The organism is Burkholderia sp. BCC0097, from assembly GCF_902832985.1.
Taxonomy (GTDB): Bacteria; Pseudomonadota; Gammaproteobacteria; order Burkholderiales; family Burkholderiaceae; genus Burkholderia; species Burkholderia orbicola.
Map to the genome: position 1 here is coordinate 662,632 of NZ_CADFDM010000003.1, position 26,904 is coordinate 689,535.

19 protein-coding genes and 1 pseudogene are annotated in these 26,904 nt (G+C 68.3%); 9 read left to right on the top strand and 11 right to left on the bottom strand.

All coding sequences use genetic code 11. The features are described 5' to 3' along the window. The 4 genes from dnaJ to grpE form a co-directional block, all read right to left on the bottom strand. Entirely contained in the window at positions 1 to 1,137 is a 1,137-nt protein-coding gene (dnaJ, locus tag HWX07_RS12770) for a molecular chaperone DnaJ (protein ID WP_175876480.1), read from the bottom strand. Between the two features lie 256 nt (positions 1,138 to 1,393). After that, a complete protein-coding gene (dnaK, locus tag HWX07_RS12775; RefSeq protein ID WP_006476838.1) occupies positions 1,394 to 3,346 on the bottom strand; it encodes a molecular chaperone DnaK in 1,953 nt (650 codons plus the stop codon). 148 nt (positions 3,347 to 3,494) lie between these two features. After that, positions 3,495 to 3,953 carry a thioredoxin family protein gene (locus HWX07_RS12780; protein ID WP_175876481.1) on the bottom strand — a complete coding sequence of 153 codons (459 nt, stop codon included), beginning with the start codon at positions 3,951 to 3,953 and terminating at the stop codon, positions 3,495 to 3,497. 10 nt (positions 3,954 to 3,963) lie between these two features. Continuing rightward, positions 3,964 to 4,509 carry a nucleotide exchange factor GrpE gene (gene grpE, locus HWX07_RS12785; RefSeq protein ID WP_175876482.1) on the bottom strand — a complete coding sequence of 182 codons (546 nt, stop codon included), beginning with the start codon at positions 4,507 to 4,509 and terminating at the stop codon, positions 3,964 to 3,966. Between the two features lie 352 nt (positions 4,510 to 4,861). Here grpE and HWX07_RS12790 point away from each other — a divergent pair, with 352 nt between their 5' ends. Continuing rightward, complete coding sequence (locus HWX07_RS12790; RefSeq protein ID WP_006476841.1) at positions 4,862 to 5,023, top strand: hypothetical protein; 162 nt, start codon at positions 4,862 to 4,864, stop codon at positions 5,021 to 5,023. Here the strand turns inward: HWX07_RS12790 and HWX07_RS12795 are convergent. From HWX07_RS12795 to hrcA, 3 genes are all read right to left on the bottom strand, one after another. Further along, positions 4,995 to 5,402 carry an RNA-binding S4 domain-containing protein gene (locus HWX07_RS12795; protein ID WP_027807182.1) on the bottom strand — a complete coding sequence of 136 codons (408 nt, stop codon included), beginning with the start codon at positions 5,400 to 5,402 and terminating at the stop codon, positions 4,995 to 4,997. The genes HWX07_RS12790 and HWX07_RS12795 overlap by 29 nt on opposite strands. A gap of 84 nt (positions 5,403 to 5,486) precedes the next feature. Then, entirely contained in the window at positions 5,487 to 6,551 is a 1,065-nt protein-coding gene (gene hemH, locus HWX07_RS12800) for a ferrochelatase (protein WP_175876483.1), read from the bottom strand. Positions 6,552 to 6,691: 140 nt separating this feature from the next. Continuing rightward, positions 6,692 to 7,714 (bottom strand): heat-inducible transcriptional repressor HrcA, encoded by a 1,023-nt coding sequence (gene hrcA / locus HWX07_RS12805; protein WP_011544637.1) that lies wholly within the window; start codon positions 7,712 to 7,714, stop codon positions 6,692 to 6,694. A 131-nt stretch (positions 7,715 to 7,845) separates the two neighbouring features. Here hrcA and HWX07_RS12810 point away from each other — a divergent pair, with 131 nt between their 5' ends. Together HWX07_RS12810 and recN are read left to right on the top strand one after the other, a co-directional pair. Further along, a complete protein-coding gene (locus HWX07_RS12810) occupies positions 7,846 to 8,748 on the top strand; it encodes an NAD kinase (RefSeq protein ID WP_011544636.1) in 903 nt (300 codons plus the stop codon). Positions 8,749 to 8,767: 19 nt separating this feature from the next. Beyond that, entirely contained in the window at positions 8,768 to 10,417 is a 1,650-nt protein-coding gene (recN, locus tag HWX07_RS12815) for a DNA repair protein RecN (RefSeq protein ID WP_175876484.1), read from the top strand. A gap of 152 nt (positions 10,418 to 10,569) precedes the next feature. Here the strand turns inward: recN and glnE are convergent, their stop codons facing one another. Continuing rightward, positions 10,570 to 13,374, bottom strand: coding sequence for a bifunctional [glutamate--ammonia ligase]-adenylyl-L-tyrosine phosphorylase/[glutamate--ammonia-ligase] adenylyltransferase (gene glnE / locus HWX07_RS12820; protein ID WP_175876485.1), 2,805 nt, complete (start codon positions 13,372 to 13,374; stop codon positions 10,570 to 10,572). A gap of 231 nt (positions 13,375 to 13,605) precedes the next feature. Between glnE and HWX07_RS12825 the strand changes: the two are divergent. The 3 genes and pseudogenes from HWX07_RS12825 to tldD all read left to right on the top strand — a co-directional run bounded on the left by HWX07_RS12825 (position 13,606) and on the right by tldD (position 20,248). Further along, a pseudogene (locus tag HWX07_RS12825) lies at positions 13,606 to 17,807 on the top strand (AsmA-like C-terminal region-containing protein). Positions 17,808 to 17,869: 62 nt separating this feature from the next. Continuing rightward, complete coding sequence (locus tag HWX07_RS12830; RefSeq protein WP_175876486.1) at positions 17,870 to 18,697, top strand: carbon-nitrogen hydrolase family protein; 828 nt, start codon at positions 17,870 to 17,872, stop codon at positions 18,695 to 18,697. 84 nt (positions 18,698 to 18,781) lie between these two features. Then, positions 18,782 to 20,248, top strand: a complete 1,467-nt coding sequence (tldD, locus tag HWX07_RS12835; RefSeq protein ID WP_059574293.1) for a metalloprotease TldD — start codon at positions 18,782 to 18,784, stop codon at positions 20,246 to 20,248. A 110-nt stretch (positions 20,249 to 20,358) separates the two neighbouring features. Here tldD and HWX07_RS12840 read toward each other — a convergent pair whose 3' ends face one another. Continuing rightward, positions 20,359 to 20,604, bottom strand: coding sequence for a hypothetical protein (locus HWX07_RS12840; protein WP_175876487.1), 246 nt, complete (start codon positions 20,602 to 20,604; stop codon positions 20,359 to 20,361). A 41-nt stretch (positions 20,605 to 20,645) separates the two neighbouring features. Between HWX07_RS12840 and aroG the strand changes: the two genes are divergently transcribed. Further along, on the top strand, positions 20,646 to 21,719 hold the full coding sequence (gene aroG / locus HWX07_RS12845; RefSeq protein ID WP_006476851.1) for a 3-deoxy-7-phosphoheptulonate synthase AroG: 1,074 nt from the start codon (positions 20,646 to 20,648) through the stop codon (positions 21,717 to 21,719). A 76-nt stretch (positions 21,720 to 21,795) separates the two neighbouring features. On the opposite strand, the gene hmpA is transcribed toward aroG, so the two are convergent. Then, the gene (gene hmpA / locus HWX07_RS12850) at positions 21,796 to 23,004 is read right to left on the bottom strand and encodes an NO-inducible flavohemoprotein (RefSeq protein WP_175876488.1); all 1,209 of its coding nucleotides are present in this window, start codon (positions 23,002 to 23,004) and stop codon (positions 21,796 to 21,798) included. Positions 23,005 to 23,098: 94 nt separating this feature from the next. Continuing rightward, entirely contained in the window at positions 23,099 to 23,650 is a 552-nt protein-coding gene (locus HWX07_RS12855; protein ID WP_175876489.1) for a cob(I)yrinic acid a,c-diamide adenosyltransferase, read from the bottom strand. 136 nt (positions 23,651 to 23,786) lie between these two features. On the opposite strand from HWX07_RS12855, the gene HWX07_RS12860 reads away from it, so the two are divergent. Further along, complete coding sequence (locus HWX07_RS12860) at positions 23,787 to 25,196, top strand: FAD-linked oxidase C-terminal domain-containing protein (RefSeq protein ID WP_175876490.1); 1,410 nt, start codon at positions 23,787 to 23,789, stop codon at positions 25,194 to 25,196. Positions 25,197 to 25,234: 38 nt separating this feature from the next. Next, positions 25,235 to 26,728 (top strand): FAD-linked oxidase C-terminal domain-containing protein, encoded by a 1,494-nt coding sequence (locus HWX07_RS12865; RefSeq protein ID WP_006497501.1) that lies wholly within the window; start codon positions 25,235 to 25,237, stop codon positions 26,726 to 26,728. Positions 26,729 to 26,904: the final 176 nt, after the last annotated feature.

Consider the following 26,904-nt stretch of genomic DNA (forward strand, 5'->3'; position numbering starts at 1 on the left):
TTACTCGAAGAAGCTCTTCACACGGTCGAACCAGCTCTTGCTCTGCGGGCTGTGACGCGCACCGCCTTCGGCCAGCGACTTCTCGAACTGCTTGAGCAGGTCGCGCTGCTGGTCGGTCAGCTTCACGGGCGTCTCGACCTGCACGTGCACGTACAGATCGCCCGCGATACTCGAGCGCAGCCCCTTGATGCCCTTGCCGCGCAGGCGGAACGTCTTGCCCGACTGCGTGCCTTCCGGCACCGGGAACGACGCACGGCCGGCCAGCGTCGGCACCTCGATCTCGCCGCCGAGTGCGGCGGTCGTGAACGGGATCGGCATCTGGCAGTGGAGATCATCGCCGTCGCGCTCGAACACCGCGTGCGGCTTGATGTGGATCTCGACGTACAGGTCGCCCGGCGGCCCGCCGTTGATGCCCGGCTCGCCGTTGCCGGCCGAGCGGATCCGCATCCCGTCGTCGATCCCGGCCGGGATCTTCACTTCGAGCGTCTTGGTTTCCTTCACCTTGCCCGATCCGTGGCAATGCGCGCACGGCTCGGGGATATAGGTGCCCGTGCCGTGACACTTCGGGCAGGTCTGCTGGATGCTGAAGAAGCCCTGCGACATGCGCACCGTGCCCTGGCCATGACAGGTCGGGCAGGTTTCCGGCTTCGTGCCGGGCTTCGCGCCCGACCCGTGGCAAACCTCGCACGACACCCAGCTCGGCACGCGGATCTGCGTGTCGTAGCCGTGCGCGGCCTGCTCGAGCGTGATTTCCATGCTGTAGCGCAGGTCGGCGCCGCGGTACACCTGCGGGCCGCCGCGGCCGCCGCGCGCGGCGCCGCCCGCGGCCTGGCCGAAGATGTCGCCGAAGATGTCGCCGAATGCATCCGCGAAGCCGCCGAAACCTTGTGCGCCCGCACCGCCCATGTTCGGATCGACGCCCGCGTGGCCGTACTGGTCGTACGCGGCCCGCTTCTGACCATCCGAGAGCATTTCATAGGCTTCCTTCGCCTCCTTGAAATGCTCTTCCGCATCCTTGCTGTCCGGATTGCGGTCAGGGTGATACTTCATCGCAAGCTTGCGATATGCCTTCTTGATTTCGTCGTCGCTCGCATTCTTCGCGACGCCCAGAACCTCGTAGTAATCCCGTTTCGCCATATCGATTCACTGTGCCGCCACGCATCGCGCACGCGGCGGCTCCTTTCGCCCGCAGTAAAGTCTCTCGACTCGTCTGGCGCTGCACCGTCCGCGGACGGCTCGCGCAGCACCCGCCAAAAAACAAATGTGCCCGGAGGGCCGCAAGGCCCGCCAGGCGTGGAGTCGATCCGGCCATCCGGAAGGAAAGACAGACCGCTTGTCAGCCGCGCCGCGCGCGTTTTCGCGCGCGCGGCGTACGGTGTCATTGCAACCCGGCTTAGTCCTTCTTCACTTCCTTGAACTCGGCGTCGACGACGTCGTCGGCAGCCTGTTGCGCACCGCCCGCGTGGGCCGCGCCTTCCGCCGCACCGGCCGCGCCGGCCGCACCCGCCTGCTGGGCCTGCATGTCGGCGTACATCTTCTCGCCGAGCTTCTGCGAGACCTTGCCGAGCTCCTCGACCTTCGCGTCGATCGCCGCCTTGTCGGCCGACGTGTCCTTCAGCACTTCTTCAAGCGACTTCAGCGACGCTTCGATGGCTTCCTTCTCGCCCGCGTCCAGCTTGTCGCCGTACTCGGTCAGCGCCTTCTTCGTGCTGTGCACCAGCGCATCGCCCTGGTTGCGCGAATCGGCCAGCTCGCGCAGCTTGTGGTCTTCCGCTGCATTCGCTTCCGCGTCCTTGATCATCTGGTCGATTTCAGCCTCGGACAGGCCCGAGTTCGCCTTGATCGTGATCTTGTTTTCCTTGCCGGTCGCCTTGTCCTTCGCACCGACGTGCAAGATGCCGTTCGCGTCGATGTCGAAGGTCACTTCGATCTGCGGCACGCCGCGCGGTGCCGGCGGAATGCCTTCGAGGTTGAACTCGCCGAGCAGCTTGTTGCCTGCCGCCATTTCGCGTTCGCCCTGGAACACCTTGATCGTCACGGCGCCCTGGTTGTCGTCGGCCGTCGAATACACCTGAGCGTGCTTCGTCGGAATCGTCGTGTTCTTGTTGATCATCTTCGTCATCACGCCGCCGAGCGTCTCGATACCGAGCGACAGCGGGGTCACGTCGAGCAGCAGCACGTCCTTGCGGTCGCCCGACAGCACCTGGCCCTGGATTGCCGCGCCGACCGCGACGGCTTCGTCCGGGTTCACGTCACGGCGCGGATCCTTGCCGAAGAACTCCTTCACCTTCTCCATGACCTTCGGCATGCGGGTCTGACCGCCGACCAGGATCACGTCGTCGATGTCCGACACCTTGACGCCTGCGTCCTTGATTGCGATGCGGCACGGTTCGATCGTGCGCTCGACGAGGTCTTCCACCAGCGCTTCCAGCTTCGCGCGGGTGATCTTCAGGTTCAAGTGCTTCGGGCCCGACGCGTCCGCCGTGATGTACGGCAGGTTGATTTCGGTCTGCTGGCCCGACGACAGCTCGATCTTCGCCTTTTCAGCGGCTTCCTTCAGGCGCTGCAGCGCGAGCACGTCCTTCGACAGGTCGACGCCTTGCTCCTTCTTGAACTCGCCGATGATGTAATCGATGATGCGCTGGTCGAAATCTTCACCGCCGAGGAACGTGTCGCCGTTGGTCGACAGCACTTCGAACTGCATTTCGCCGTCGACGTCCGCGATCTCGATGATCGACACGTCGAACGTGCCGCCGCCGAGGTCATACACGGCGATCTTGCGGTCGCCCTTCTCGACCTTGTCGAGGCCGAACGCGAGCGCGGCTGCGGTCGGCTCGTTGATGATCCGCTTGACTTCGAGGCCCGCGATGCGGCCCGCGTCCTTGGTCGCCTGGCGCTGGCTGTCGTTGAAGTACGCCGGCACCGTGATCACGGCTTCCGTGACCGGCTCGCCGAGGTAGTCTTCGGCCGTCTTCTTCATCTTGCGCAGCACTTCAGCCGACACCTGCGGCGGCGCGAGCTTTTCGCCGTGCGCTTCGACCCATGCATCGCCGTTGTCGGCCTTGATGATCGAGTACGGCATCAGGCCGATGTCCTTCTGGACTTCCTTCTCTTCGAAACGACGGCCGATCAGGCGCTTCACGGCGAACAGCGTGTTCTTCGGGTTGGTCACCGACTGGCGCTTGGCCGGCGCGCCGACGAGCACTTCGTTGTCGTCCATGTACGCGATGATCGACGGCGTGGTGCGCGTGCCTTCCGAGTTCTCGATGACCTTGACCTGGTTGCCTTCCATGATGGCGACGCACGAGTTCGTGGTGCCGAGGTCAATACCGATGATCTTTCCCATTTTTTCCTAATCTCCAGAAATGCTTGTTTGCTGCACGAAACGCCGCGTTTTTGGGCGGTTTCGCACGCCAGAATTCAACTCTGTTCCCGAAATGCGTCCGCCCGATCCGTTTTCAAGACCCGACGAGCGATGCGGATATTAAATTTTTTCAATCGCCGCCGGCTAGGGGATCGTGCTGACCGGCGGTGCGCTCGCCGGCCGGTGCAGCCGCCGCCGCGGCATCGGCCGCCGCGGCGATCTTCCCCCGCGCCGCCGCCACGGCTGCCTGAAACTGCGCGAGGCCGTGCCAGCCGGTCGCGCGGCCCAGCCGCTTGCCGCGGTGGAAGAAGAACCACGTCGGCACGCCGTGCAGCCCGAAGCGGCGCCCCAGTTCATGGTGTTCGTACACGTTGCAATGGAACCACTTCAGGCCCAGTGCGCGGATCGCGTCGGGCTGGGCGAGCATCGCCTTCTTCGCGATCTCGCAGTTGAAGCAGTCGACGCCCCAGAAGAACACCACGGCCAGCGCATCGCCCGCGCCGTCGATGGCCGCGTCGAACGTGCCGGCGTCGAGCGCCTGCATGTCGAACGCGTCGAACGCGGCCGGATCGACGCCGGCGGGCACCATGTCGGCCGCCTTACTTCGGCTGGGCGACGGTGACGAGCGCCGGGCGCAGCACGCGGTCGGCGATCGTATAGCCCTTCTGCAGCACCGAGACGACGGTGTTCGGTTCCTGCTCGGCCGGCACCATCGAAATGGCCTGGTGCTGGTGCGGATCGAACTTCTCGCCGACCGGGTTGATCGCGACGACGCGGCCCTTCTCGAGCGCGCTCGTCAGCTGGCGCAGCGTCAGCTCGACGCCTTCGCGCACTTTCGCGATGTCGCCGGAGGTATCGTTGACGGCCGCTTCCAGGCTGTCCAGCACGGGCAGCAGGTGTTCCGCGAAGCTCTCGATCGCGAACTTGTGCGCCTTCGACACGTCGTCCTGCGCGCGGCGGCGCACGTTCTCGGTCTCGGCCTTCGCCCGCAGGAAGCTTTCCTGGAGCTCGGCGACCTTGGCTTGAGCCTCCGCGAGCGCCGCGTCGGCAGCTTCGGCAGCGGGTGCGGCGCCTTGCGCCGCCTGCTTCTCGCTGCCGACGTCTTCGGCCGATGGGGTAGTCGGGTTCTCTTGCGTGTTTTCCATGTCGCTGAAAGTCGATTAGAGGTTGAAGCCAAATCGGCAACCGTCGGACGTATACCCGGCGGCACCGCACATTACTGGTGCAAATAAGGGCGAAAACTGCGATTTCAAGAGGGTCTTTCGCCGGCATTCGCCAATGCAGCGAAACAACCGCGCACTTTCCGGTGCAGGCTTCGCATAGTCCGCCGGATCGGGCGAAACGGCCTGTAACAACGCTTACCGGGCAAGTACTAGCTCCGCACAGGCCGGCTGCACTACACTCCATTCAAGCGTCGGAAAGCGTGTTTACCCTGAGCTGACCGTCGCCTGACATCCACCTGGCGCCGTTTTCACCCTTGTTATCGAGGGGAGTACCGTGAAACTGACCTTTGCGATATCGGTGGTCGCGCTGGTACTCATCGCCGGCACCACCACCATCTGCCTGTCGGGAGCCGTCACCGACCGCACGACCGAATACGGAAGCGCGCGGGCGACGTTCGACCAGATGTTCAGCTCCCACCAGAAAATCTGTCGATGATGCGCCGGTCGCGCTTCGTCGGCCGGCCGTGCAGTTCGGCCGCCGGCTCGCGATACGTGCGGCGCCGCTCCAGTTCGGCGAGCCGCGCGGCCCGCCCCGCTTCCGTTTCCGCGTAGAGCGTCTGCGCGACGCTCGCGGGCCCGCGCACGTCGCACACGCCCAGCACGGCAATGTGCCAGACGATGCCGTCGATCGCAATCTCCACCTCGTCGCCGACCCGCACGTCCTTCGACGGCTTGACCGCCGCGCCGCCGATCTTCACGTGCCCCTTGTCGACCGCATCGGTCGCGAGCGAGCGCGTCTTGAAGAACCGGGCCGCCCACAGCCATTTGTCGATGCGCAGCTTCGCGCCCGGCTCCGTGGAAATCTTGTAGTTCATGTCAGTCTCCGCCGGGCCGCCCTGCAAAGGCTGACCGCCCCCGACGGGGGCAGCGCGTGCAGTGAGCGCGGCAGTCGTTTCATCTCAGTTGACCGGTTCGGGCTGCGCGGCCTTGACCGGCCAGCCCTGCAGATTCTCCGCGACGATCTCGCCGAGCGCGCCGATCCACGCGGACGCGCCGTTCAGACACGGAATGCGGTGGAAGGTCTTGCCGCCGCCGGCGAGGAACTCGTCGCGCACCTCCATGCCGATTTCCTCGATCGTCTCCAGGCAATCGGCCGTGAAGCCGGGACAGAACACGTCGGCGCGCCGCACGCCGGCCTCGCCGAATTCGCGCAGCGTCGGCGCGGTGTACGGCTGCAGCCATTCGGCCTTGCCGAAGCGTGACTGGAACGTGACGCGGCATTCTGTGGTCGACAGCCCGAGCGCGGCCATCAGCAAGGCGCCCGTCTGCTGACACTGGTCGTGATACGGGTCGCCGAGATCGAGCGTGCGCTTCGGCACGCCATGGAAACTCAGCACGAGTTTGTCGCCGGCCGCGAAATCGGGCCGGCCGTGCTGCGCCCAGTACTGGCGTACCTGCTCGGCCAGCGCATGGATATAGGCCGGATGGTCGGCGTAGTGCCGCACCGTGCGCACTTCCGGCTGATTACGCATGCGCGCCAGCGCGTCGAACGCGGCATCGAAGGCGGTGGCCGTGGTCGACGCCGAGTATTGCGGATACATCGGCATCAGCAGCACGCGCTCGACGCCCGCCCGCTTGAACTGCGCGAGCGCGTGCGCGATGTTGGGGCTGCCGTAGCGCATCGCGTAATCCACCGTCACGTGATAGCCGTTCGACACGAGCAGGTGCCGCACGCTGTCGGTCTGGCGCTCGGTGTAGACACGCAGCGGCGAACCCTCGGGCATCCAGACGGCTGCGTATTTCTTCGCGGACGCGCGGCCGCGCAGCGGCAGGATCAGCGTGCGCAGCAGCACCTGCCAGACCGCCTGCGGGATTTCGACGACCCGCGGGTCCGACAGGAATTCGGCCAGGTAGCGCCGCACCGCACGCGGCGTGGGCGCGTCGGGCGTGCCGAGATTGATCAGCAGCACACCGATGCGATGGGCGGCCGCGACGCTCGAAGGCGGCTCAAGATCGAAACGCATGGGCAAGAACGTGCTCGAGGCACGGGACCGGACGGTCCTCGATTATAGCGGGCCGTCTCGATCGGGTCGGCTGGCCATTCGGCCGACTGGCCGCGCGCACGACGCCGCGGCACGATGGCGGGACGGCGTCGGTGCCGCGGTTACTGCTGGCTCAGCGTGAGCGACAGCAGGCGCGCGGTGATGTCGACGATCGGAATCACGCGGTTGTACGCCATGCGGGTCGGGCCGATCACGCCGAGCGTGCCGACGATCTGCCCGTTCACCTCGTACGGCGCGGTAACGACGCTCATTTCCTCGATCGGCACGAGCGTCGATTCGCCGCCGATGAAGATCTGCACGCCCTGGGCGTGGCTCGACACGTCGAGCAGTTGCAGGAGGCCCGTCTTTTGGTCGAATACGTCGAACAGCTTGCGCAGCCGCGCCATGTCGGAAGAAAGATCCGCCACCTCGAGCAGGTTGCGCTCGCCGGAAATCAGCACGGTGTCCTCGGTGTCGGGCACCTCGGTGCTGGCCGTCACGGCCGCGTGCATCAGCGTCGTCATGTCGCCGCGCAGCTGGTCGATCTCGTCGCGCAGGCGGCGGCGCACCTCGTCGAACGACAGGCCGGCGAAATGCGCATTGATGTAGTTGGACGCCTCGGTCAGCTGCGACGGCGAATAGTCGCGCGGGGTCGCGAGCATGCGGTTCTGCACGTCGCCCTCGGGCGTGACGATGATCAGCAGGATGCGCTTGTCGGACAGGCGCATGAACTCGATCTGCTTGAACACGTGGCTGCGGCGCGGCGTCAGCACGACGCCCGCGAACTGCGACAGGTTCGACAGCACGCTCGCGGCGGCCGCAACCACCCGCTGCTGCGGCTCGCCGGCCTGCAGCGTGTTCTGCACCTGGCGCGCGACGGCCTCGGCGTCGATCGGCGCCTCGACCGTCAGCATCGTGTCGACGAACAGCCGGTAGCCGCGCGGCGTCGGCACGCGGCCGGCCGACGTGTGCGGGCTCGACACGAGGCCGAGCTCCTCCAGGTCGGACATCACGTTGCGGATCGTCGCCGGGCTCAGCTCGAGCCCGGAGTAACGGGACAACGTGCGCGAGCCGACCGGCTGACCGTCGGCGATATACCGTTCGATCAGGGTTTTCAGGAGGGTTCGTGCGCGAGGATCTAGCATGGTGGAAAATTTTAGCGCAACCGCGCGAGCACGGCGAGTGGCGTCAGCCTCCGTTGCGCGGGCTGGCCCGATCCGGCCCCGTCGGCGCACAGCCGGTTCTTTTCGTCAACGAGCTATGGTGTAATGCCGGCATGAAAACCGGTAATCAGTTCAAGACTGTCGCGCTCGTCGGCCGGAGCAACACGCCCGGCATCGCCGAACCGCTCGCCACGCTGGCGGACAGCATCGCCACGCTCGGCTTCGAGGTCGTCTTCGAAGGCGATACCGCGCGGGAAATCGGCATCGCCGGCTATCCGGCGCTCACCCCGGCCGAAATCGGGGCACGAGCGGACGTGGCGATCGTGCTCGGCGGCGACGGCACGATGCTCGGCATCGGCCGCCAGCTCGCGCCCTACCGGACCCCGCTGATCGGCATCAACCACGGGCGGCTCGGCTTCATCACCGACATCGCGGCATCCGACATGCAGGCGCTCGTGCCGGTGATGCTGGCCGGCAAGTTCGAGCGCGAGGAGCGCTCGCTGCTCGAGGCGCGGATCGTGCGCGACGGCGAACCGATCTACCACGCGCTCGCGTTCAACGACGTCGTCGTGAACCGCAGCGGCTTCTCCGGGATGGTCGAGCTGCGCGCGTCGGTCGACGGCCGCTACATGTACAACCAGCGCTCGGACGGCCTGATCGTCGCGACGCCCACCGGCTCGACCGCGTACGCACTGTCGTCGGCCGGCCCGATCCTCCATCCGCAGCTGGCGGGCGTCGTGCTCGTGCCGATCGCGCCGCACGCGCTGTCGAACCGGCCGATCGTGCTGCCCGACGATTCGAAGATCGCGATCCAGATCGTCGGCGGCCGCGACGTCAACGTGAACTTCGACATGCAGTCGTTCACGTCGCTCGAACTGAACGATACGATCGAGGTGCGCCGCTCGAAGCACACTGTGCCGTTCCTGCACCCGATCGGCTACAGCTACTACACGACGCTACGCAAGAAGCTGCACTGGAACGAACACGCATCGAACGAAGACGACAAGGCGTCCTGACGCCGCTGCCCCCGACACCATGCTCCGCCACCTCTCGATCCGCGACTTCGTCATCGTCGCCGCGCTCGATCTCGAATTCGACAGCGGCTTTTCCGTCTTTTCCGGCGAAACCGGCGCCGGCAAATCGATCCTGATCGACGCCCTCGCCCTCGCCCTCGGCGAACGCGCCGACGCAAGCGTCGTACGCACCGGCAGCGGTCGCGCCGACATCACGGCCGAATTCACGCCGCACGACCGCGTCGCGCGCTGGCTCGACGAACACGCGTTCGACGCCGAGGACAGCGTGATGCTGCGCCGCGTGATCGACGCGAACGGCCGTTCGCGGGCATTCATCAACGGCACCAGCGCGACGCTCGCGCAACTGCGCGAACTCGGCGAGATGCTCGTCGACATCCACGGCCAGCACGCGCACCAGTTGCTGATGCGGCCCGACGCGCAGCGCGAGCTGTTCGACACGCATGCGGGGCTCGTCGCCGATGCGGCGAACGTCGCGCGCGCGTGGCGCGTATGGCGCGACGCGACGCAGGCGATCGACGCCGCGAAGGCGCACGAGCGCGAACTGCAACTCGAGCGCGAAAAGCTCGCGTGGCAGCTCGCCGAACTCGACAAGCTCGCGCCGCAAGCCGGCGAATGGGACGAAGTCAGCAACGAACACAAGCGCCTGTCGCATTCGGCGAACCTGATCGAAGGCGTGCGCGGCGCGCTCAACGCGCTGTCCGAGTCCGACGACGCGATGCTCGCGCAGCTCGGCGCGATCGTGTCGAAGCTGCGCAGCCTGGCCGACTACGACACCGCGCTCGGCGATGCGCTCGCGTCGCTGGAGCCGGCCGAGATTCAGTTGCAGGAAGCCGTCTATTCGCTGTCGCACTACGCGCAGCGCGTCGACCTCGACCCGGAGCGGCTCGCGCAAGTCGAAACGCGCCTCGACGCGCTGCACTCGACCGCCCGCAAGTTCCGGCTGCCGCCCGACACGCTGCACGAAGAGCATGCGGCGCGGCGCGCGCAACTCGCCGCGCTCGACGCCGCCGCCGATCTCGGCGCGCTCGAGGCGGCGCAGGCCAAGGCGCGGGAAGCCTATCTCGCCGACGCCAAGCGCCTGTCGAAGGCGCGCGCGCAGGCGGCCAAGGCGCTCGGCACGGCCGTTACGGCCGGCATGCAGGAATTGTCGATGGCGGGCGGCAGCTTCGAAGTCGCGCTCGTGCCGCTCGCCGACGGCGGCCCGCACGGGCTCGAACAAGTCGAATTCCGCGTGGCCGGGCACCCGGGCGTGCCGCTGCGGCCGCTTGCGAAGGTCGCGTCGGGCGGCGAGCTCGCGCGGATCAGCCTCGCGCTCGCGGTGATCGCCAGCGCGGCGAGCCCGACGCCGACGCTGATCTTCGACGAAGTCGACACGGGGATCGGCGGCGGCGTCGCCGAAGTGGTCGGCCGCCTGCTGCACCAGCTCGGGCGCGACCGTCAGGTGTTGTGCGTGACGCACTTGCCGCAGGTCGCCGCGCGCGGCGACCATCATTTCCAGGTGGCGAAAGGCGCCGACGAGCGCGGCGGCACGGTGTCGTCGGTCGTCGCGCTCGACAAGGCGAGCCGCGTCGAGGAAGTCGCGCGGATGCTCGGCGGGCTCGAAATCACGGCCACCACACGCAAGCACGCGAAGGAAATGCTGGCGGCCTGACGCTGGCACCGCGTTGGCCGAATGCAGGAAGACCGGCGCATGCGCCGGTCTTTTTTCACGGACGGACGATCGGCCGCTCGATCGCATCCACCTTGCACCTTGCGCCCTGCGCCCTGCGCCGCCGAATCGTCCGTCGAATTCGAACGCGCGCCTCAAACGCCCGTTTCAACCGCCCCGAACACGCGCTCCCACAGCGCCGTCACGGCCGCCCGCTCGTCCGCCACCACCGCCGGATCGACGCGCGCCTTCTCCATCCCGTCGAGCCGCAGCTTGTGCTGGAGCTTCCGGTACTTGCGGTACGCCGCGCCGACGCGCTCGGCCTCGTCCTCGCCCATCAGCCCGAAACGCGCGACCTCGCGCAGCAGCGCGATGTTGCCGGTATTGCGAATCAGCTCGGCGTCGCTCGACGCATGCAGCAGCACCCAGTACTGGACGATGAACTCGATGTCGACCATCCCGCCGCGATCGTGCTTCAGGTCGAACAGCTCGGTGTGGTTCGGATGACCGGCGAACACCTTGCCGCGCATGTCGACGATCTCCTTGGCGAGCACGCCGCCGTCGCGCGGCGTCGTCAGCACCTGCTGGCGGATCGCCTCGAAATCCGCGCCGATCTGCGCGTCGCCCGCGCTGTAGCGGGCGCGCGTCAGCGCCTGGTGCTCCCACACCCACGCGGTGTTCGCCGCATCGCCCTCGCGCAACTGGTAGCGGCGGAACGCGTCGAGATCGGTGACGAGCAGCCCGGCCTCGCCGTTCGGCCGCAGCCGCAGGTCGATGTCGAACAGCGCGCCCGCGCCGGTCGCGGTCGTGAGCCACGTGATCAGGCGCCGCGTGAAGGTCGTGTAGACGTCCGCCGAGCGCTCGTCCGGATCGTCGTACAGGAAGATCAGGTCGAGATCCGACGCGTAGCCGAGCTCCTTGCCGCCCAGCTTGCCGTACGCGATCACCGCGAACTTCGGCACGTCGCGGTGGCGCTTCGCGAGCTGCGACCAGACGACTTCGATCGTCACGTCGAGCACCGCGTCGGCCAGCTCGGACAGCCGGTCGCTCACATGCTCGACCGACAGTTGCCCGGCCAGGTCGATCAGCAGGATCCGGAACACCTCCGCGTGCTGCGCGTGGCGCAGCAGGTCCATCTGCTGCTCGGGGCCGTCCGCCGCCGCGAGCCGCGCGCGCAGCGCATCCTTGAACGCGGGCCAGTCGAACGGGCTCGCGATCGCCTCGTCATCGAGCAATTCGTCGAGCAGCTGCGGGTGGCGGATCAGGTAGCCGCCGCCCCAGCGCGTCGCACCGAGCACCGACAGCACGCGGTCGAGCGCCGCCGGATATTCGGTCAGCAGCGCGAGATAGACGCCGCGCCGGCTCACCGTCTCGAGCAGATCGAACAGGCGCACGATCGTGTCGTCGCGGCGCGCGGCGTCGATCGTCGGCGCGGCGTCGAGCGCGCGCTGCGCGACGCTGTCGAAGCGCTGCCGGCTCTTTTCCGGCAGCCCGGTATAGCGCGACGACTGCCAGATCGCGCGCAGCCGCGTGAGCACGGCGGCGGGATCGGCGAAGCCCAGGCCGTCGAGGCGCGCGACCAGCGCGTCGTCCTCGCCGTCGTCGGCCAGCGCGCCGCTCCAGATCCACGCGGCCGCCGTGTCGTCACCCGCCGTGCAAGGCCCGCCGCCCTTCACCTTGTCCGCGAAGATCTGGTCGAACTGCGCCTCGACGAAGTTCCGGTGCTCGTCCAGCACCGTCATCAGCGCCGCATAGTCGGCAAAACCGAGCGACGCGGCCAGCGCCGCGCGCTCGTCGGGCTCGACCGGCATCGCGTGCGTCTGCGCATCGTTGCGGTACTGCAGCCGGTGCTCGAGCGTGCGCAGAAAATTATAGGCGTCGGTCAGGCGCGCGCACACGTCGTCGCCGATCAGCCCGCGCGCCTGCGCATGCCGCAACACCGCGAGCGTCGGCCGCACGCGGAATTCCGCATCCTGGCCGCCGCGGATCAGCTGGAACACCTGCGCGCTGAACTCGATCTCGCGGATCCCGCCGCGCCCGAGCTTGATGTCGTCGGCCTTGTCGGGCCGCATCGACGCGCGCCGCGCGGCTTCGTGCCGGATCTGCTGGTGCAGCGAACGGATCGCGCCGATCACGCCGAAATCGAGATAGCGACGGTAGACGAACGGCTTGACGATCGATTCCAGCTGCGCCGCCAGCCGCTGCGCGGCGTCGCTGTCGCCTTCCGACACGAGCCGCCCCTTGATCCACGCATAGCGCTCCCACTCGCGCCCCTGTACGTAGAAATATTCCTCGAGCATGCCGATGCTGCAGACGAGCGGCCCCGAATCGCCGTTCGGGCGCAGCCGCATGTCGACGCGAAACACGTAGCCGTCGGCCGTGACCTCGGACAGCACGCCGATCAGGCGCCGGCCGAGCCGCGTGAAGTATTCCTGCGTGGACAGCGGCGAACGCGTGCCGCCGGTGGTTTCGCCGTCGTCCTCGTAGACGAAGATCAGGTCGATGTCCGACGACACGTTCAGCTCGCGGCCGCCGAGCTTGCCCATTCCGACCACGCCGAGCACGACGCGCTGGCCGTCGGCGCCGCGCGGCTCGCCGTACAGCGCCTCGAGTTCGGCCGACAGCAGCGCGAGCGAGCGCTGCACGGCCACTTCGGCGAGATCGGTCATCGCGCCGGTGACCTCGGCGACGTCCGCCAGCCCGCGCAGGTCGCGTTCCGCGACCGCGCCGAACGCCTCGGCGCGCAACTGCCGCAGCGCGCGCTTCAGTTGCTCCTCGCCCGGCGCGGCCGTGCCGGCCGGCGTCGCGAGCAGCGCGGTCAGGCGCGCATCGAGCTGCGCGCGGCCGAGCGGCGCGGCAGCCCACGCGGCAATCTGTTCGGCCAGCGCGGGCCGCGCGGCAGCCGCACGGGCAAGGTATCGGGAATAGGACGTGCTGATCAGGGCGGAAGCGTCGGTCATCGAGAAGCGGGCTTGGCGGAAAGGCTGGCCGGCAGCGAACCGGCGCATGCGCGCCCCGCCGCCGGCCAGCCCCATGGACTCGGCGCGGCCTCGCCGGACGCGCGTGCGCCCGTCGCGACACCGCGCGCCGGAAAGCCCGTGCCGTGCTGCCCCAACGGCCGCCGGTACGGACCCGTGTGATACATTTCAACGTCAGTCTGCAAAACTACCATATCGCCGCCCGTCCGCCGCATGTCCGACCGTCAGGAATCCGCCGTAGCTGCGCCCGAAGCGGGACCTCCGAAGCACGATCATCCGGTCCTGCGTCGCGTGTTCAGGGTGACGCTGGCAGTCGGGATCGGCACCTACTTCATCGCGTCCGGCGCCTTCCTCGGGCTGCGCTACGTGGTGCTGCCCCGCATCGACGAATTCCGCCCGCGCATCGAGCGCGCCGTGTCCGACAAGCTCCATGCGCAGCTTTCGATCGGCAAGCTTTCCCCGAACTGGTCCGGCATGCAGCCGGGCGTCGAACTCACGAACCTGACGATCCGCGGCCGTGACGGCAAGGTCGCGCTGTCGGTGCCGCACGCGACGGCCGCGCTGTCGTGGATGTCGCTGCTGCGGCTGTCGCCCGCGCTGTCGAGCCTGATCGTCGACCAGCCCGACCTCGTCATCGCGCGCGCGGCCGACGGCTCGCTGAGCGTCGCGGGCGTCGGCGTCGCCACCACCCACGGCGGCAACGACACGTTCGGCACCTGGCTGCTGAAGCAGGAGGCGATCGTGCTGCGCGGCGGCACGCTGCGCTGGCGCGACGCGCAGCACGACGCACCGGAGCTCGTGCTGTCGGGCATCCGGCTCGCGGTGCTCAACGACGGCCGCGTGCACAAGGCGGCGCTGCAGGCGCCGGCCAACGGCACGCTGCTGCTCGGCCCGCTCGATTTCCGCGCACGCTTCAAACACAAGCCGCTCGCGCCGATCGGCAAGCCGTCGAACTGGACCGGCGACGCCTACCTGTCGACCGGCCCCGTCGACCTGCAGACGCTCACGCGCTATCTCGACGTGCCGCTCACGATCCATGCGGGCCGGATCGACAACGCGATCTGGGCGACCTTCGGCGACGGCCATCTGCGCTCGGCGGGCGGCGACCTGCAAGGCGCCGACGTCGCGCTGCGCGTGCGCCCGACGCAGCCGCGGCTCGACGTGCCGACGGTCGGCTTCGGCTGGGACATGGTGCTCGATGCGGGCCACGACTACACACTGCACCTGACCCGCTTCAATGCGGAACTCGGCCAGCCGCCGCTGCCGGACGGCACGCCGCTCGCGCGCTCGCTCGCGCTGTCGACGCTGACGGCGCGCTACCGCGTGCCGACCGCGAACCAGGGGCAACTGCTCAGCGTGGTCGGCGACCGCGTCGATCTCGGCATCCTCAGCGAATTCATCCGCGGCCTGCCGCTGCCGGCGCGCCTGCGCAACGAGCTGATCAAGATCGACCCGCGCGGGATGATGTCGAACTATCACATCGAGGTCGAGCGCGCGAAACCCGCGCACCCCGATCTCGCCGACGAGGAGCGACGCATGGGCGCCGCACCGATCGTCCGCTACCGCTTCCTCGGCGACCTGCAAGGCATCAGCTTCGCCGCGCAGGAACCGCCGCCCGGGCTCTCGCCGCGCGGCCACCCGCGCGCCGGCTGGCCGGGCGTCGAGAACCTGTGGGGCCGCGTCGACGCGAACGAGACGGGCGGCTCCGCGCATATCGACACCGTCAAGGCGGCCGTCACCGTGCCCGGCGAATTCGACGAGCCGCGCCTGACGTTCGACCGCTTGCGCGGCAACGCCAAATGGACGATCACGCCCGCGCCCGGCGACAAGCATGCGCGCGTCGACGTGTCGCTGCCCGACCTGTTCGTGTCGAACCCCGATGCCGAAATCGCGGTGTCGGGCTCGTACACGAACCCCGGCCACGGCCGCGGCACGCTCGACCTGCGCGCCGATTTCGCGCGCGCATCGGTCGCGCGCATTCCGCGCTACCTGCCGACCGGGATGTCCGAGCACCTGCGCGACTATCTCGGCCACGCACTGCAGGACGGCAACGTGACCAAGGGCGCGTCGATCGTCGCGCGCGGCCCGCTCGAGAAATTCCCGTTCGAACACGAGCCGGACGCCGGCGTGTTCCATATCGTCGCGCCGTTCACCGGCGGCCGCTTCGAGCCGACGCCGTACCCGCCACGCAAGCTCGCAAACGGCACGCCGAGCGTCTGGCCGGCGCTCGACGGGATCGACGGCGTGTTCGAACTCGCGCAGAACAAGCTGCGTTTCGACATCCAGCGCGCGCACTACAAGCGCGTCGCGCTGACGAAGGTCGCGGGCCGCATCGACGATCTCGGCAATCCGTCGCACTCGCCGCTGATCATCGACGGCCATGCGCAGGGCCCGCTCGCCGACCTGATCGACTACGCGGACAACAGCTCGCTCGGCACGATGAGCCACCACGTCGGCCAGCGGATCGACGCGCAGGGCCCCGCGTCGCTCGCGCTCAAGATCACGATTCCGCAGCACGTCCCCCACCCGCACACGCACGTCGAAGGTGCGCTCGCGTTCGGCGGCAACACGCTGTCGACGAGCGGCGTGCCGCCGCTGTCGGCCCTGCGCGGCAGCGTGCGCTTCACCGAGGCCGGCGCGTCGCTGCACGACCTGTCGGGGCGCTTCCTCGGCGGCCCGGTGCGCGCGAACGGCAGCTTCCGGTCGCACGGCCCGTACGCGGTGGACGTCGACGGCCGGCTCGCGCTCGACGCCGCCCGCGGCCTGAACCTGCACGGCGCGGCCGCCGCGCTGCTCGAGCACGTGGTCGGCGACGCGCCGTACAAGGTCGCGGTGCGCGGCGCGCCGGGCCGCCTGCCCGACGTCAGCGCGCAATCCGACCTGACGGGCGTCGCGCTGAACTTTCCGGCGCCGTTCGCGAAACCGGCCGGCACGCCGATGCCGTTCCGCTTCACGCTGCAGCCGGCGCCGCAGACGGACGGCAAACGCCTCGAACATGCCGATCTGACGCTCGGCCCGGTGAGCGCGACCTACCTGCTCGACGCGACGCCCGGCCAGCCGCTGCGCGCGGTACGCGGCGCGATGGGCATCCACCGGATGCCCGACATGCCGCAGGACGGCGTGAGCGCGGCCGTCGACGTCGCCGAACTGGACGCCGACGCGTGGCTCGCCCTCGCCCACACGCTGCAGCCCGACACGCCGCGCGCACCGGCGCCGCCCGCCGCGCCGCGCGTGGATTTCGCGAGCTTCGCGCCGAAGCGCTTCGCATTCCATTTCGGCACGCTGAAGCTGCTCAAGCGCAACTGGGAGAACGTGATCGTCGGCGCGTCGCACGTCGACGACCTCTGGCAGGCGAACATCGCGTCGAACCAGGTCTCGGGCTACCTGTCGTGGGCGCCGGGCGGCGGTCACAACGGCGCGGGCGTACTGAACGCGCGGCTCGCGAAGCTGGTCGTGCCGCAGAGTTCGCAGCACGACCTCGTCGGCCGCGCGATGAACCTGCCGACGCCGACCGACCGCCCGATGCCGTCGATCGACCTGATCGTCGACCAGGTCGTCGCGCGCGATCACGACATCGGCCGGCTCGTTGTCAACGCGCGCAACATCGACGAAGACGGCACGCCCGTGTGGCAACTCGACAAGCTGGAACTGTCGAACCCGGCCGCGAAGCTCACGGCGACCGGCAACTGGCGCACCTCGCGCCGCGCGCTGGCCCGCGGCGCCGACGAAAACGACGCGCCGCGCCGCACCGTGTTCGACTTCAAGCTCGACATCGACAATGCGGGCGCGCTGCTCGACCGCGTCGGCCTGCCGCGCACGCTCGCGGACGGCCACGGCTCGGTCACGGGCAAGGTCGGCTGGCGCGGCGGCCCGACCGCGGTCGACTTCCCGTCGCTCGGCGGCCAGGTCGCGCTCGATCTCGAACACGGGAAGATCCTGAAGGTCGACCCGGGCGCGGCGAAACTGCTCGGCGTGCTGAGCCTGCAGAGCCTCGCGCGCTTCCTGACGCTGAATTTCCGCGACGTGGTCGGCAAGGGGCTGCCGTTCGACAAGATCACCGGTACCGGCCGGATTTCGAACGGGATCGCGCGCACCGACGACTTCTCGATGATGACGGGCCCCGCGAACGTCACCGTGCGCGGCGCGGTCGATCTCGGCACCGAAACGCAGGACCTGCATGCGCATGTCGCGCCGAAGATCAGCGCGGGCGCGGCCGCGATCGGAGCGGCCATCATCACAACCCGCTGCTCGGCGTCGGCGTGCTGGCCGCGAACTACGCGCTGTCCGAGACGCTGTCGCGCGCGTTCGCGCTCGACTACGCGATCACCGGCTCGTGGGCGCACCCGCACATCGAGCGGGTGGGAAGCGATCAGGGTAAGATGAATCACGGTCCGGCCGATGCCTCGAGCCATTGAGCGCGCATCGACCCGCGCAGCGCGCCGGGCCGCACCCCATTTATGACGCAACCGATTCCGCGATGACCGACTCCGCCCATTCCGCCACGCCCGTCCAGGTCGCCGCGCTGCAGATGGTGAGCACGCCGGACGTCACCCGCAATCTCGCCGAAGCGCGCCGCCTGATCGCGGAAGCCGCCGGTGAAGGCGCGCAGCTCGTGCTGCTGCCCGAGTACTTCTGCTTCATGGGCCACCGCGACACCGACAAGCTCGCGCTCGCCGAACCGTACCGGGACGGCCCGATCCAGCAGTTCCTCGCCGACGCCGCACGCCGCCACGGTATCTGGGTGATCGGCGGCACGCTGCCGCTGAAGGCACCGGAACCCGATCGCGTGCTGAACACGACGCTCGTGTTCGATCCGTCCGGCAACGAGGCCGCACGCTACGACAAGATCCATCTGTTCAACTTCGAGAAAGGCGACGAATCGTTCGACGAGGCGCGCACGATCCGCGCGGGCGACACGGTCGTCGCGTTCGACGCGCCGTTCGGGCAGGTCGGCCTGTCGGTCTGTTACGATCTCCGCTTTCCGGAGCTGTATCGCCGCATGGGCGACTGCGCGCTGATGGTCGTGCCGTCGGCGTTTACGTATACGACGGGCCGCGCGCACTGGGAAACGCTGCTGCGCGCGCGGGCCGTCGAGAACCAGTGCTACGTGCTCGCGGCCGCGCAGGGCGGCAAGCACGAGAACGGCCGGCGCACGTGGGGCCACAGCATGCTGATCGACCCGTGGGGCGAGATCGTCGCGGTGCGCGACGAGGGCGCCAGCGTCGTGCTCGGCACGCTCGATCCGCAACGCATCGCCGACGTACGCCAGAGCCTGCCCGCGTGGCGGCACCGCGTGCTGACCTGAATCCGCCGCACCGCTTGAAACGCCGCGCGGCCCACCCATCTGCCCGGCAGCACCCGACAACTTTTTGAGAATCCCGATATCCGCATGAACATCATCGAACCCGGCATCCGCAACCTCGCGCTCGCGAAGGACATCCTGCTCACGCCGTACGGCCTCGACGAAAGCCTGCTCACGCGCACGATCGCCGACATCTTCACGCATCGCGTCGACTACGCGGACCTGTACTTCCAGGCGACCCGCAGCGAAGCGTGGAGCCTCGAGGAAGGCATCGTCAAATCGGGCAGCTTCAGCATCGACCAGGGCGTCGGCGTGCGCGCGGTCGCGGGCGACCGCACCGCGTTCGCGTACTCGGACGACCTGTCGCCCGAGGCGATCGCGCAAGCCGCCGCCGCCACCAAGGCGATCGCGGCGGCCGGCGGCGGCCGCCAGAAGATCAAGGCGGCCACGTCGCTCACGGGCATCTCGGGCCGCGACCTGTACCTGCCGTCCGACCCGCTCGCGTCGCTCGACGCGACGGCCAAGGTCAAGCTGCTCGAACGCATCGAGCAGATGGCGCGCGGGCGCGACCCGCGCGTCACGCAGGTGATGGCCGGCCTCGCCGGCGAATACGACGTCGTGCTGGTCGCGCGCAGCGACGGCGCGCTCGCGGCCGACATCCGGCCGCTCGTGCGCGTGTCGGTCACGGTAATCGCCGAGCAGAACGGCCGCCGCGAGATCGGCTCGGGCGGCGGCGGCGGCCGCTTCGACTACGGCTACTTCACCGACGAAGTCCTGTCGCGCTACGTCGACGACGCCGTGCACGCGGCGCTCGTCAACCTCGACGCCCGCCCCGCGCCGGCCGGCGCGATGACGGTCGTGCTCGGGCCGGGCTGGCCGGGCGTGCTGCTGCACGAGGCGATCGGCCACGGCCTCGAAGGCGACTTCAACCGCAAGGGCTCGTCCGCGTTCGCGGGCCGGATCGGCGAGCAGGTCGCCGCGAAGGGCGTGACGGTGGTCGACGACGGCACGCTGCCGAACCGCCGCGGCTCGTTGAACATCGACGACGAAGGCAACCCGACGCAGTGCACGACGCTGATCGAGGACGGCATCCTGAAGGGCTACATCCAGGACACGCTGAACGCGCGCCTGATGAAGATGCCGGTCACCGGCAACGCGCGGCGCGAGTCGTACGCGGCGCTGCCGATGCCGCGCATGACGAACACGTACATGCTGAACGGCGACAAGGACCCGCAGGAAATCATCGCGTCGGTGAAGAACGGCCTGTACGCGGTGAACTTCGGCGGCGGCCAGGTCGACATCACGAACGGCAAGTTCGTGTTCTCGGCGTCCGAGGCGTACATGATCGAGAACGGCAAGGTCACCTACCCGGTGAAGGGCGCAACCCTGATCGGCAGCGGCCCGGAATCGCTGAAGTACGTGAGCATGATCGGCAACGACATGTCGCTCGACACGGGCGTCGGCGTATGCGGCAAGGAAGGCCAGAGCGTGCCGGTCGGCGTCGGCCAGCCGACCCTGCGGATCGACAAGATGACGGTCGGCGGTACGGCATAACCGCATCGCGGCGCAGACAATCCGCGCATTTTGACGAAAACGCGCGGATTGTCCGCATTTTTGAACGCCCCCGGTTGCCAGCCGCGCGCGGACCGGGTATAAATTCTGAATCAACTTTTTTGACGAGCCGAATTTCCGTCATGTCCGCCAAGTTTTACTTTTACTTTTTTTGGTATCTCAGACCGCTGGCGGATCGAGAGGGTTGATGGCGCGTAAAGCGCAACCGAAATTCCCGAAAAACCGCCGGCGAACCCGGCGGTTTTTTTTTCGCCCTTCGTCAGCTGGTCGCCGCCGCAGTGGGTCCCGCGGCCGTGACCGAAACCACTGAATTGCCTGAATTGATGAATCTGCCGCACGCCCACTGACCGAACGGCGCCCGGAACCAAGGAGAAACAACATGCCCCCGCACAACACCGACGACGTCCGCATTCGCGAACTCAAGGAACTGACGCCGCCCGCCCACCTGATCCGCGAATTCGCGTGCTCCGAAGCCGCGTCCGAGCTGATCTATCACTCGCGCCAGTCGATGCACCGCATCCTGCACGGGATGGACGACCGGCTGATCGTGGTGATCGGGCCGTGCTCGATCCACGATACGAAGGCGGCGATCGAGTACGCGGGCCGGCTCGTGAAGGAACGCGAGCGCTTCAAGGGCGAGCTGGAAATCGTGATGCGGGTGTACTTCGAGAAGCCGCGCACGACGGTCGGCTGGAAGGGGCTCATCAACGATCCGCACCTCGACAACAGCTTCAAGATCAACGAAGGGCTGCGCACCGCGCGCGAGCTGCTGCTGCAAATCAACGAAATGGGGCTGCCGGCCGCGACCGAATACCTGGACATGATCAGCCCGCAGTACATCGCCGACCTGATCTCGTGGGGCGCGATCGGCGCACGCACGACCGAGTCGCAGGTGCACCGCGAGCTCGCGTCGGGGCTGTCGTGCCCGGTCGGCTTCAAGAACGGTACCGACGGCAACGTGAAGATCGCGGTCGACGCGATCAAGGCCGCGTCGCAGCCGCACCATTTCCTGTCGGTGACCAAGGGCGGCCATTCGGCGATCGTGTCGACGGCCGGCAACGAGGACTGCCACGTGATCCTGCGCGGCGGCAAGGCGCCGAACTACGATGCGGACAGCGTGAACGCCGCGTGCGCGGACATCGGCAAGGCCGGCCTCGCCGCACGCCTGATGATCGACGCGAGCCACGCGAACAGCTCGAAGAAGCACGAGAACCAGATCCCCGTGTGCGCGGACATCGGCCGCCAGATCGCGGCCGGCGACGAGCGCATCGTCGGCGTGATGATCGAGTCGCACCTCGTCGAGGGCCGCCAGGACCTGAAGGAAGGCTGCGCGCTGACCTACGGCCAGAGCATCACCGACGCGTGCATCGCGTGGGACGACAGCGTGAAGGTGCTCGAAGGCCTCGCGGAGTCGGTGAAGGCACGGCGCGTCGCACGCGGCAGCGGGAACTGACCGATCGCCTGCGTCGCAACGAAAAAGCCCGGCTCGCGCCGGGCTTTTTATTGGCCGGAAATCGTCCGTGCGCGCGTCACTCGAGCGCGCCCGACCCGAAGATCTCGGTATTCACGCGTTCCGGCGCGACGCCGAGCGCGACGAGCGCGTCGCGCTGCGCCTTCATGAACGCGACCGGCCCGCAGATGTAGTAATCGGCATCCGGCACCAGCGCGTACTGCCGCACGCGCTCCGGCGTGAGGCGCCCTTCGAGGTCGTGGTCGATGCCGACGCGATCGTTCGGACCGACCAGCTCATACAGCACCGTGCGCTTGACGTTCGCGTGCTCGCCGACGGTATCGTTCAGCCAGTCGCGAAACGCGTGCGCGGCGCCCGAACGACATGCGTGGATGAACCGCACGTCGCGCGGGCTGCCCGCCGCGATCAGCGTCGACGCCATCGACATCATCGGCGTGATGCCGACCCCGCCCGAGATCAGCACGACGGGCGTATCCACGTCGCGCTTCAGCGAGAAGTCGCCCATCGGCGCGGTCATTTCGACGATCGCGCCCTCTTCGACGCCGTCATGCATCAGCGTCGATACCTTGCCGGCCGGAATCGCTTCCGGCTTGCCGGCCTCGCGCTTCACCGAGATGCGCAGCCACTTGCCATGCGGCGCATCCGAGAGACTGTACTGGCGCGGCTGGTCGACACCGAGATCGCCGACGAAGCGCTTCACCGTGATGTACTGGCCCGGCTCGAACGACGGCGCCGCGCCGCCATCGGCAGGCGTCAGGTAGAACGACGTGATCTCGTCGCTTTCACGCACCTTGCGCGCGACCTTGAACGGGCGAAAGCCGCTCCAAGCGGCGTTCGCGTACAGATCGGCCTCGGCGCCGATCATGATCCGCGCAAGCTGGCCGTACGCGACGCGCCATGCCTCGAGCGTGTCGGCATCTACCGCGTCGCCGAGCACTTCGACGATCGATGCGAGCAGGTTCTCGCCGACGATCGGGTAATGCTCGGGACGGATGTTCAGGCTCGCGTGCTTGTGCGAGATGCGCGACACCGCGCCGCCCAGCGCGCCAAGGTTGTCGATGTTCGCCGCATACGCATAGACAGCCTTCGCGAGCGTCTCGGGCTGGCTGCCGGTCTTCTGGTGCGTCTGGTTGAACAGGTTCTTCAGTTCCGGATGACGCGCGAACATGCGCTGGTAGAAGTGCTTCGTGATCGTCGCGCCGTGCTCGGCGAGGACGGGGGCGGTGGCCTTCACACGGGCCCTCTGGTCAGCGGTGAGGTGGGTCATGTTCGTTCTCCGTTAAACATGCACACACAATACATGTTTAAAAACAAACGCTCACCCGGCAAATTGTCGCAGTGCGCAAAAACGCGACGGCAGGCTAGCGGACGCGCCCGCGCTCCCATAGCACGTCGGTGCCGCCGTCGGCGCGGTTCAGCACGCGCGCCAGCACGAACAGCAGGTCGGACAGCCGGTTCACGTACCGCCGCGGTGCATCATTGAGCGTGTCGCCACGCCCGAGCGCGACGATCGAACGCTCCGCGCGGCGGCACACGGTCCGGCAGACGTGCGCGAGCGACGCCGCGCGCGAGCCGGCCGGCAGGATGAACTCCTTCAGCGGCGGCAGCGTCGCGTTGTAGTGGGCGAGCCACTGGTCGACGCGCGCGAGGTGCGTGTCGTCGATCACCGTATGGCCAGGAATGCACAGCTCGCCGCCGAGATCGAACAGGTCGTGCTGAATCGTGACGAGCGCCGTGCGCACGTCGTCCGGCAGCGTCTCGGCCAGCAGCACGCCGAGATTCGAGTTCAGTTCGTCGACGTCGCCGATCGCGGCGATCCGCGCGTCGTCCTTGCCGATCCGCCGCCCGTCGCCGAGGCCGGTGGTGCCGTCGTCGCCCGTGCGCGTCGCGATCTTGCTCAAGCGGTTGCCCATGCGAATGTCCTCTCGTGCGCGGCCGCCATGCGGCCCGGTTGGCTGGAACGCGATTATCGCAGCCCGCGGCGGGAGGCGCAGCGGACGTTACAGCGTAGAATGGGCCGACAGTTCGACAAGCAGTCAGGAGACATTCGTGAATCACCCTGCCCCGCCGGCCGCCACGCGCCGCCCGCTGCCTCCCGCCATGCTCGATGCGCTGCGCGCCGCCTTCGGCGAGCGCGTGTCGACCGCCGACGCGGTCCGCACCCATCACGGCCGCGACGAATCCCCGTTCGATCCGCAACTCCCCGACGCCGTCGTGTTCGCGCGCAGCACCGACGACGTGCGCGAAGTCGTGTCGCTGTGCTCGCTCTACAGCGTGCCGCTGATCCCGTACGGCGCCGGCTCGTCGCTCGAAGGCCACCTGCTGGCGGTGCGCGGCGGCGTGTCACTCGACCTGTCGGAAATGAACCGCGTGCTGTCGATCAACGCCGAAGACCTGACCGTGACGGTCGAGCCCGGCATCACGCGCAAGGGGCTCAACGAAGCGCTGCGCGACACCGGCCTGTTCTTCCCGATCGATCCGGGCGCCGACGCCAGTATCGGCGGGATGACCGCGACCCGTGCATCGGGCACCAACGCCGTCCGCTACGGCACGATGCGCGAGAACGTGCTCGGCCTGACCGCGGTGCTCGCGGACGGCCGCGTGGTCAAAACCGGTTCCCGCGCGCGCAAGTCGTCGGCCGGCTACGACCTCACGCGCCTGTTCGTCGGGTCCGAAGGCACGCTCGGCGTGATCACCGAAATCACGCTGCGCCTGCACCCGCTGCCCGAAGCCGTGTCGGCCGCGATCTGCACGTTCCCGACGATGGGCGACGCGGTGCGCACGGTGATCGAGACGATCCAGATCGGCGTGCCGATCGCGCGCGTCGAATTTGTCGATGCGCTCGCGGTGCGCTCGATCAACCGCCACTCGAACCTGACGCTGACCGAAGCGCCGACGCTGTTCTTCGAATTCCACGGCACCGAGGCCGGCGTAAAGGAACAGGCCGAGCTCGTGCAGGCGCTCGCCGGGCAGAACGCCGGTCAGGGCTTCGAATGGGCGACCCGCCCCGAGGATCGCACGCGGCTCTGGTCCGCACGTCACAACGCGTACTTCGCGATGCTGCAGCTGAAGCCCGGCTGCCGCGCGGTGACGACCGACGTGTGCGTGCCGATCTCGCAGCTCGCCGCGTGCGTCGAGGAAACCGAGGTCGACCTGCGCGCGTCGTCGCTGCCCTGCCCAATCGTCGGCCACGTCGGCGACGGCAATTTCCACGTCGCGATCCTGATCGATCCCGACAAGCCCGAGGAACTCGCCGAAGCCGAACACATCAACGACCGGATCGTCGAGCGCGCGCTGCGGCTGGGCGGCACCTGCACGGGCGAGCATGGCGTCGGGCTGCACAAGATGCGCTTCCTGCCGAAGGAGCACGGCGACAACGCGATCGACACGATGCGCGCGATCAAGCTCGCGCTCGATCCGCGCAACCTGATGAATCCAGGCAAGATTTTCACGTGCTGACCCGGCGGCGCGAGCACGCGCCGCACGCAGGAGACCTCATGAACGCTCCCGTCGAACTGTCGAGCGCCGCACGCGCGCAGCGTCAGCGCGAAGTCGTGCAGGCGCTGATGGCCGTACTGCCCACGCACTGCCTGCTGTACCGCGACGAGGACACCGCGCCGTACGAATGCGACGGCCTGTCGGCGTACCGCCGGCTGCCGCTCGCGGTCGCGCTGCCCGAGACGGAATCGCAGGTGCAGCGGATCGTGCAGATCTGCCGCCGCATGGAAGTGCCGATCGTGCCGCGTGGCGCCGGCACGAGCCTGTCGGGCGGCGCGCTGCCGATCGCGCTCGGCGTCGTGCTGTCGCTCGCGCGCTTCACGCGCATCGTCGAAGTCGATCCGTACGCGCGCACGGCGACCGTGCAGCCCGGCGTGCGCAACCTCGCGATCTCGGAGGCGGCCGCGCCGTACGGCCTGTATTACGCGCCTGATCCGTCGTCGCAGATCGCCTGCACGATCGGCGGCAACGTCGCGGAAAACTCCGGCGGCGTCCACTGCCTGAAATACGGCCTGACCGTGCACAACGTGATGCGCGTGCGCGCGGTGACGATCGATGGCGAGGTCGTCGAATTCGGCTCGCTCGCGCTCGACATGCCGGGCCTCGACCTGCTCGCCGTGATGATCGGCAGCGAAGGGATGTTCGCGATCGTCACCGAGGTCACGGTACGGCTGATTCCGAAGCCGCAGACCGCGCAGCTCGTGATGGCGAGCTTCGACGACGTCGTCAAGGGCGGCGAGGCGGTGGCGGCGATCATCGCGTCGGGCATCATCCCGGCCGGGCTCGAGATGATGGACAAGCCCGCCACGCAAGCGGTCGAGGCGTTCACGCACGCGGGCTACGACCTCGACGCGAAGGCGATCCTGCTGTGCGAATCGGACGGCACGCCGGAAGAAGTCGCCGAGGAAATCGTCCGGATGACGGCCGTGCTGCGCGAACACGGCGCGACGCGCATCCAGGTGTCGCGCAACGAACACGAGCGGCTGCGCTTCTGGTCCGGCCGCAAGAACGCGTTTCCGGCCGCCGGCCGCATTTCCGCCGATTACTACTGCATGGACGGCACCGTGCCGCGCCGCGCGATCGGCCCGCTGCTCGCACGCATCGAGCAGCTCGAAACGCGCTACGGGCTGCGCTGCATCAACGTGTTCCATGCGGGCGACGGCAACATGCATCCGCTGATCCTGTACAACGCGAACGACCCGGACGAGTTGCACCGCGCCGAGCAGTTCGGCGCGGAAATCCTCGAATGCTGCGTGGAATTCGGCGGCAGCGTGACCGGCGAGCACGGTGTCGGCATCGAAAAACTCAATTCGATGTGCGTGCAATTCTCGCCGCAGGAGCGCGATGCGTTCTTCGCGGTCAAGCGCGCATTCGATCCGGCCGGGCTGCTGAATCCGGACAAGGGCATCCCGACCCGCGCGCGCTGCGCCGAATACGGTCGCCAGCACGTGCGCGGCGGGCTGCTGCCGCACCCCGACCTGCCGCGCTTCTGAGCGGCGCGCGCGGGTCGCGCCCCGCACCGGCGGCCGTGGTGCGGGGGTCTGCCGTGCCCGCGCGGCGCGTTCGGGCGCCGGCGCCGGCAGGCCGCATCCGATACGGGGCTTAGGGATAGTCGCGATGTGGAATCGCGCCACCCCGGTACAATCGACCGAACAACGAGACGAGAAAG